This is a genomic window from Curtobacterium sp. MCPF17_046 (assembly GCF_003224295.1).
Classification (GTDB): Bacteria; Actinomycetota; Actinomycetes; order Actinomycetales; family Microbacteriaceae; genus Curtobacterium.
The window spans coordinates 333463-341197 of record NZ_QKLB01000002.1 but is presented as its reverse complement, the minus strand read 5'-3'; the positions used below and the strand labels follow the sequence as shown (position 1 = coordinate 341197).

General features: G+C 74.3%; 7 protein-coding genes, 1 tRNA gene and 1 pseudogene. 2 read left to right on the top strand and 7 right to left on the bottom strand.

Annotation, left to right across the window (positions count from 1 at the left end):
* Positions 1 to 205 (top strand): annotated as a pseudogene (locus tag DEJ32_RS03200) (hypothetical protein); the annotation flags it as partial.
* A 12-nt stretch (positions 206 to 217) separates the two neighbouring features.
* Here the strand turns inward: DEJ32_RS03200 and DEJ32_RS03195 are convergent.
* Positions 218 to 1600, bottom strand: a complete 1383-nt coding sequence (locus tag DEJ32_RS03195; RefSeq protein WP_110900262.1) for a serine hydrolase — start codon at positions 1598 to 1600, stop codon at positions 218 to 220.
* A gap of 123 nt (positions 1601 to 1723) precedes the next feature.
* Between DEJ32_RS03195 and DEJ32_RS03190 the strand changes: the two genes are divergently transcribed.
* Positions 1724 to 1795, top strand: a tRNA-Gly gene (locus DEJ32_RS03190).
* Between the two features lie 46 nt (positions 1796 to 1841).
* Here DEJ32_RS03190 and DEJ32_RS03185 read toward each other — a convergent pair.
* The 6 genes from DEJ32_RS03185 to DEJ32_RS03160 all read right to left on the bottom strand — a co-directional run bounded on the left by DEJ32_RS03185 (position 1842) and on the right by DEJ32_RS03160 (position 7619).
* The gene (locus DEJ32_RS03185; protein ID WP_110824908.1) at positions 1842 to 2093 is read right to left on the bottom strand and encodes a DUF6510 family protein; all 252 of its coding nucleotides are present in this window, start codon (positions 2091 to 2093) and stop codon (positions 1842 to 1844) included.
* Positions 2093 to 2908, bottom strand: coding sequence for a ferredoxin reductase (locus tag DEJ32_RS03180; protein WP_258368880.1), 816 nt, complete (start codon positions 2906 to 2908; stop codon positions 2093 to 2095). The genes DEJ32_RS03185 and DEJ32_RS03180 overlap by 1 nt, the downstream gene beginning before the upstream one ends.
* On the bottom strand, positions 2905 to 3498 hold the full coding sequence (locus tag DEJ32_RS03175) for a molybdopterin-dependent oxidoreductase (protein WP_110825197.1): 594 nt from the start codon (positions 3496 to 3498) through the stop codon (positions 2905 to 2907). The genes DEJ32_RS03180 and DEJ32_RS03175 overlap by 4 nt, the downstream gene beginning before the upstream one ends.
* Positions 3499 to 3613: 115 nt before the next feature.
* Positions 3614 to 4474 (bottom strand): glycosyltransferase family 2 protein, encoded by an 861-nt coding sequence (locus DEJ32_RS03170; protein WP_258365890.1) that lies wholly within the window; start codon positions 4472 to 4474, stop codon positions 3614 to 3616.
* Positions 4475 to 4527: 53 nt separating this feature from the next.
* Complete coding sequence (rfaE2, locus tag DEJ32_RS03165; RefSeq protein ID WP_110900260.1) at positions 4528 to 6114, bottom strand: D-glycero-beta-D-manno-heptose 1-phosphate adenylyltransferase; 1587 nt, start codon at positions 6112 to 6114, stop codon at positions 4528 to 4530.
* A complete protein-coding gene (locus DEJ32_RS03160) occupies positions 6111 to 7619 on the bottom strand; it encodes an aldehyde dehydrogenase (RefSeq protein WP_110900259.1) in 1509 nt (502 codons plus the stop codon). The genes rfaE2 and DEJ32_RS03160 overlap by 4 nt, the downstream gene beginning before the upstream one ends.
* Positions 7620 to 7735: the final 116 nt, after the last annotated feature.

The window sequence follows — 7735 nt, the reverse complement described above, 5'->3', positions numbered from 1 at the left end:
CAACGACACCGGGGAGGTGTTCACACGGACGGACGCCGAGGACCTCGCCCGCTGGTCCGTCGCGCACGGGATCGAGGTGCTCGCCTGGTGGGAGGTCACGCGCGACCAGCCGTGCACCCCGTCGATCCCCACGTACATGTGCTCGGGCGTGACCGACGCACCGTGGACCTTCGCCCGTGCCTTCGTCCGCGGGGCGACGAGCTAGTCGGGGAGCCGGTCAGTCCGGCCGACGCAGCGTCGCGACGCCGTCGTGCAACGGCTGTGTCTCCCACCCAGCCGTGACGGCCCCGTTGGCCAGGTCGACGCGGACGTGCAGCAGGTGCGGTGTCTCGACGAACCGCACGTCCACCGACACGACGTCCCCGGAGCGCGCCCCGCTCGTGGCGGTCGCACCCGCGACCAGCCACTCGCCGTCGCCGACAGGAGCCGTCACCTCGCCGGACGGGTCGACCAGGGTGAGCACCCAGTGGCCGGACGGGTCCTGGGACAGGTGCACGGCCTCCAGTCCGGAGTCGCCGGCCACCGGTGCCGGCGATGACGGCGGGGTGGCGGGCAGGATGCCGAGCGGCTCGCCGACGAGCGGCGGCAGCGCGAGCCCGGCGAGTCGGGCGCGCAGGCGGTCGTCCGCGTCCGCCGGACCCGCGCGGTCGACCGCGGGCAGCAGGTGCTCCCACACCGCGTCCAGGACGGCCTGCATGTCGGTGCTCTGACCGGTCATCGCGACGACCACGTCCGACTCGGGGAGCACGACGCAGAACTGGCCGTAGGCACCGTCACCGCGGAAGCCGTGCCGGGCCATCCAGAACTGGAAGCCGTACCCCTGCGACCAGTCCGGGTCCGCCTCGTCCGGGTTCACCACCTGCACGCTCGTGGCCTGCTCGACCCAGTCCTCGTCGAGGATGCGTTCGCCGTCCCACACGCCGCGCTGCAGGTACAACTGACCGAGTGCGGCGATCGCGTCCGTCGTCGTGTAGCCGCCGCTGTAACCGAGTTCCGCGCCGGTGTCGTCGCGGCGCCACGAGAAGTCGTCGATGCCGAGGGGGGCGAAGAGCCGCGGCCGCAGGTACTCGAGCAGGGACGTCCCACTGGCCCGCCGGACGATCTCGGCGAGCGTGTACGTGCACGGCTGGTTGTAGGCGAAGACGCTGCCGGGTTCCTCGTCGGGCGGCAGGAGCAGGAACCCACGGACGGTGTTCGTCGGGTCGATCGCCTCGGCGCGGTCGATCGTCTCGCTCCGGTGGCCGCTCGCCATCGCGAGCAGGTGCCGCACGCGCATCCGCCGGGTCCGTTCGTCGGTGACCTCGGCGTCGAGCTCCGGGAAGTGACCGACCACGGGCGCGTCGAGGTCGACCAGTCCGGCGCGGACGGCGATCCCGACGGCGGCCGCGGTGAAGCTCTTGCTGAGCGAGTACAGCAGGTGCACCCGGTCCGGCGCGAAGGGGGCCCACCACCCTCCGGCGGCGAGCTCGCCGTGCCGCAGGACCATCAGGCTGTGCGGCTCCACTCCGGGCGCGGCCTCGAGCGCGGAGACGAGCTGGTCGATGCCCGCGGCGTCGATGCCGAGTGCGGACGGGGAACTGCGTCGGAACGTCGTCGTCACCCGTCCGACCCTAGCCCGACCGGCCGTTTCGACGTCCGGCTCGCCCGACACGCGGACGGGAGGCCCGGATCACCCCGCCGGTCGGGTACAGTTGACGACGTTGGCCACCCAGGTGGGCAGCGTGCGGATGTGGCGCAGTGGTAGCGCATCACCTTGCCAAGGTGAGGGTCGCGAGTTCGAATCTCGTCATCCGCTCGGAACAGCAGGACACGTGAACCCCTCGGCCGGTCGGCCGGGGGGTTCAGTCGTTCGCGACGGCTCGCGCGCCGGGGAGGGCGACCCAGTGCTGCGCCCCTGCGTCGACCACCGTCACGAGCACCGTGTCGCAGCCGCGGCAGCGGGCGACGCTGCCCATCGCGGTCCGGTACACCCGGGTCACCGCCAGGCGGCCGGTCGTGTCGCAGCCCGAGCAGCGGAGCCGGGCCGAGGTGGCATCGACCCCGAGCACCTCGCCGAGGTCCCCGGCCAGGGCGTTGCCGTCGACGATCGTCATCAGGAGCCTCCGAACCGTTCCGCACGCACCCCGGTGGTGTCGTGTCCGAGTTCCCCGAGCCAGCGCAGGACCTGTTCGACGAACGGCGTCGACCCGCAGACGTAGACCTGTGCGTCGGCGTCCGGCGGCAGGACGGCGGCCGCGAGCCGGTCGCGCGTGAGTCGTCCGACCGGGGCCGTCGACCCCTCCGGGGCGCGTCGGCTGTACACGACGTCGAGGTCGAAGGGCGCGCGGTCCGCGGTGCGCAGGGCTGCGTCGAGCTCCGCTCGGAAGAAGACGTCCTCCGGGGTGCGGACGGCGTAGAGCAGCCGGAAGGGCGTCGGGTCCTCGGCGTCGGCGTGCGCGGCGACCATCGGCAGGAGCGGCACGACGCCGGACCCGCCGGCGATGAGCTGCACCGGGCGGGACGCCGGGTCGGCGCCCGGACGCCAGACGAACCAGCCGCCGAGGGGACCGTGCACCTCGAGCGCGTCACTGACCTCGACGGCGTCGACGAGGAACGGGGACACCTCGCCGTCCTCGACCCGGTCCACGGCGAGCGTCACGCGCGTGCCGTCCCCGGAGGACGCGATGGAGTAGGACCGCGTGGCCTGGTAGCCGTCCTCGGCCGTCAGCCGCAGGTCGAGGTGCTGCCCGGGGTCGTTGCCGGGCCATGACGGCACGTCGAGCACCAGCCGTCGGGCGTTCGGGGTCTCGGGGGAGACCGCGGCGACGGTCGCCGGGTGCCACCCCGGGCGGCGGAGCGGACGGCCCGGCGTGACGGGACCGGTGCGTGCCTCCAGGCCGGGGGCGCCGTCGGTGCTGGACAGGGTCACCAGTACCGCTCTTCCTTCCACGGGTCGCCGTGCATGTTGTAGCCGGCGTTCTCCCAGAAGCCGGGCTCGTCCTCGGCGTGCATCGTGATGCCCCGCACCCACTTCGCGCTCTTCCAGAAGTACAGGTGCGGCACGAGCAGCCGGGCCGGACCGCCGTGCTCCGGGCTGAGGGGCTCGCCGTCGGCCTCGAACGCGATCCATGCCTGACCCTCGAGGAGTTCGTCGAGGGGGACGTTCGTCGTGTAGCCGCCGAAGCTGTGCACCATGCAGAAGTCGAGCGAGGTCTCGATGTCCGCGAAGAGCTTGTCGAGGGGGACCCCGCGCCAGGCCATGCCGAGCTTCGTCCAGTGCGTGACGCAGTGGATGTCGACCGTGACGTCCTCGAGCCCGAGCGCCCGGACCTCGTCCCACGTCCAGGTGTGCAGGCCGGACTCGGTGCGGATCGAGAAGCTCCACTCGGAGGGCTCGATCTCGGGTGTGGCACCCGCCGAGAGCACCGGCCAGTCCTGCACCAGCGTCTGCCCGGGCGGGATGCGGCTGTCGTCGGCGTCCCGGCGGCGTCCGCCGAACCCGCGTGTGAAGGTGGCCATCGCGTCCTCGTTCCCATGGTCGTCGCCGGCGTCGTCCCGCCGCTGCGTCGATCCTGCCGCACGGCCGACCACTTGTCAGCAGCCGCGCGGCGCTGGGCGTGGCGTGCCCGATCGGTCAGGTGCCCGGGTGCTGATCCGCGTGCTGCTGGTGCGCTTCGTGCGCGAAGACCACGTCCGGCGCGTCGACGGAGCGGTCCGTCACCGTGGTCGGGGCCTCGAGGTGCACGGCCCCGGACGGCACGATGCCGGCGCCGCCGAAGCGCTCCATCACCCGCCACTGGACGACCACGTCCTCGCCCGCGTGCCCGATCGGCAGGGTCTCCCAGAACCCGAAGCCGCCGACCGCCTCGAGCGCGGCCCGGTCGTACATCGCACAGGCGCCGACCCACGCGACGCGGTACGGCAACCAGCCGCCCGGCTCGACGTCGAGCTCGGCGGCGACGTGGACCAGGTTCGCGGCGTTGTGCAGCGACCAGCGGTCGAACCCCGGCGTGCCGCGGCGCACCACCTCGGGGACGACCGGGCCGTCCCACAGCGCGAACGGTGCCGTCTCGTGCGGACGGCGGTCCTCGAGGTACGACAGCCCCTGGACCGCGCTGCCGACGAAGCCGGTGCCGAGCGATCGCAGGGCGTCGAGCATCCGGTGCACGGACCCGGGTTCCAGCCAGACGTCGTCGTCGAGGAACAGGACGGCGTCCGCGGTGGCGTGCGCGAGCAGGAAGTGCCGGTGCTCGGCGAGTCCGCGCCGCTCCGGGTGGGTGAGCAGCGTGACGGGCCGACCCTGGGCCTCCAGGACGCGGACCATGGCGGCGATCGCCGGCTGCGCGGCGGCGTCACCCGTCGCGGACTGGTCGCTGAGCACGAGACGGAAGGCGACGTCGGTCTGGGCCGCCAGGCCGGCGAGGGTCGCGGCGAGCTCCGCCGTACGCCCGACGGTCGGGACGAGGACGTCGACGTCGACCGGGGTGCTCTCCACCGCCGGGTCCTCGGTCGGGCGACCCCACTCGCCGGACCACCGTGCCCCGCGCGTCATGCGTCCCCGGACACGGCGGTCGGGTCTCCCGTCGGCGCGCCGGTGCCGGCGCCGGTGCCGGCGGCGGTCTCGCGGATGCGACGGACGACGGCGCTCGTCGAGTGCTCGGCGACGTAGTCGACCATGACGACCTCGCCGCCGTGGGCCCGCACGACCTCGGTCTCGCTGAGCATCTCGGGGGAGTAGTCGCCGCCCTTGACGTAGACGTCCGGCCGGATGCGCTCGATGAGCGGGATCGGGGTGTCGGTCGCGAACACCGTCACCAGGTCGACGCAGGCCAGCGCGGCGAGGACGCCGGCGCGGTCCTCGGCGGTGTTGATCGGCCGCTCCGGACCCTTCAGTCGACGGACCGAGTCGTCGTCGTTCAGTGCGACGACGAGCAGGTCGCCGAGCTCGCTCGCCTGGCGGAGGTACGTGGTGTGCCCGCGGTGGACGACGTCGAAGCAGCCGTTCGTGAACACGATGCGGCGCCCGGCGCGACGGGCCTCCTCGACGGCGGCGGCGAGCTCGTCGTGGTCGACGACGGTCTCGGCCGGTGCGGACACCGAGGCCACGAGCGCATCGGCCGTGCAGACCGAGGTCCCGGCCTCGCGCACCACGACGTCGGCAGCCGCCTGGGCGAAGGAGACGGCCTCGCGGACCGGGGTCCCGACGGCGAGGGCGACCGAGGCCGCGGCGCAGAACGTGTCGCCGGCGCCGGACGCCTGCTGCTCGGACGCCGGCGTGGCACGCGTGCGGTGCACGTCCGACAGCGTGCTGTCCGCGCCGGCGGCCTCGAGCAGCACCGTCCCGTTGCGGTCGAGCGTGACGACCGCGTTGCGCGCGCCGGTGACGGCGAGGACCTCGTCGCGTGCGGCGACCACGGTCGTGGCCCGATCGGCGCCCTGCCCGAGGTCGCGGCCGAGCAGCGCGGCGGCCTCGCCGGCGTTCGGCGTGACGAGGTCCGGACGGAGGGTCTGCCAGCGGCTGAGGTCGTGGGCGTCCACGACGACGGTCGTGGGGCGGTCCTGTCCGAGGACCGGCACGATGGCGGTGGCGTCGACGCCGAGGTCGTAGTCGCAGACGACGACCGTGTCCGCACGGGCGTCGGTCGCCGTCCCGGGGGCGTCCCCGGACGCGGTGCCGCGCACGGCTGCCGCCGTCGCCTCGGCGAGGAGGGCCGTGTCCGCCGCACTCGGCGGTCCGGCCAGGTCGTCGACCCGGACGACGACACGGTCACCCCCGACGATGCGGTCCTTGCAGGTGGTCGTCGCACCCGGGACCGCGACGAGCCAGCGCGTGTCCACCCCGGCGGCCTCGAGCCGGTCACGCAGGACCCGCCCGGTCTCGTCGTCGCCGATCAGGGCGACCATGCGGACGCGCGCACCCAGGGCGCGGGCGTTGACCGCGGTGTTCGCCGCGCCTCCCGGGACGGCGATGGTCTCGGTGACCCGGACGACGGGCGCGGGGGCCTCGCGCGACACCCGTTCGGCGGCACCGACCGTCCAGCGGTCGAGGATGACGTCCCCGACCACCACGACGACGGGCTCCTGCGCCGCGACCGCGTCGACGACGCGACGGACCGAACGGACGTCGGCGCTCATCGGACGTCCTCGGCGGTGGCGGTGTCGGTGTCGTGGCTGCCCGCGGTGGCCGGGTCGACGGCGTCGGTGGTGCCGGTGGGGGCGCTCGTCCGACGCGGGGCTGCCTCGAGGTGCACGACCGTGGTGGTCGTCATCTCGTCGAGCAGGTGCGGGCCGTAGCCGAAGCCGGAGCCGGAGGCGCCGCGGGGCTCGGCGCTGCCACCCGGTGCGCCGCCGAACACGGCGTTGATCTTCACGGTGCCGACGGGCAGCTCCGCGGCGGCACGGAGCGCGGTCGCGGTGTCGCCGGTCAGGACGGTCGCGGCCAGGCCGTACCGGTCCTCGGCGGCCAGGCGGAGCCCCTCGGCCATGTCGTCCACGACGCGGAGCGGGGCGATCGGACCGAAGGTCTCCTCGGTGAGCACGAGCATGTCGTCGGTGCAGTCGGTGAGGACGGTCGCGGGGTAGAACGTGCCGGCACCCTCCGGCACCGAGCCGCCCGTCAGCACCCGGGCGCCGGCATCGACGGCCTGGTCGACGTGCTCCTGGACGGTCGTGCGCAGACGCTCGTCGACGAGGGGACCGAAGTCGGCGGCGGCCGAGGCGGTCTTCCGCTCCGCGGCGCGCACCAGGGCGGCGGTGAAGTCATCGGCGATGTCGCGGTGCACGTAGACGCGCTCCACGCTCGTGCAGATCTGTCCGGTGTTCGCGAAGGCACCGAGGGCGACCTGTTCCGCCGCCCACACCGGGTCGACGTCGGCGTCCACGACCGCGGCGTCGTTGCCGCCGTTCTCGCGGATCACGTGCGCGCGGGTGCGGAGCGCGGCCTCGGCCAGGCGGTCGCCCGTCGCCGTCGAGCCGACGTGCGCGTACACCGCGATGCCGTCCTCGGCGAGGAGCTGCTCACCGGTCGTCGCGTCGCCGTCGACGCCCACGAGCACGCCCTCGGGGAGCTCGGCGGCGAGCAGGCGGTTCAGGAGCGCGATCGTGCCCGGGCTCCGCTCGCTGCCCTTGTGCACGACCGTGTTGCCGGCGACGATCGCCGCACCGAGGATCCCGCACGCGACGGCGACGGGGTCGTTCCACGGCGTCAGCGCGAGCACGACGCCGCGCGGGTGCGGGACGGCGAAGTCGGCGGCGCCGTGGTTCCCGCGGAGCGCCTCGCCCCGGTGCAGCGGGCCGAGCTCGGCGTACTGGATGAGCGTGTCGATGCCGGCCTCGACGCCGCCGAGGGCGTCGCCCGGCACCTTGCCGGTCTCGCGGGTGTTCATCGCGGCGAGTTCGTCGGCGTGCCCGCGGAGCCGCTCGGCCGCGGCGCGGAGGACCGCGCCGCGCTCACCGGGAGCAGTCCGGGCCCATCCCGTCGCCGCCGCCCGCGCACGCGCGACCGCGTCGCGCACCTCGTCCGCCGTGCTCCGGCGGGTCTCCGAGGCCACCTCGCCGGTCACGGGGTCGAGCACCGTGATCGTGTCCGCGGACGGGTCGTCCGTCGACGGGGCGGTGGTGGTGGTGGCGTCGAGCGTCATGTGCGTCCTCTCGTGGTGGTCCGGCCTCGTGGCACCGGCCCCTCCACGCTCCTCCTTCTCCGCTGGACACGCCCGGGGGATGCGTGGGTGTGTCCACGGGACGCAGCGCGGAGCGG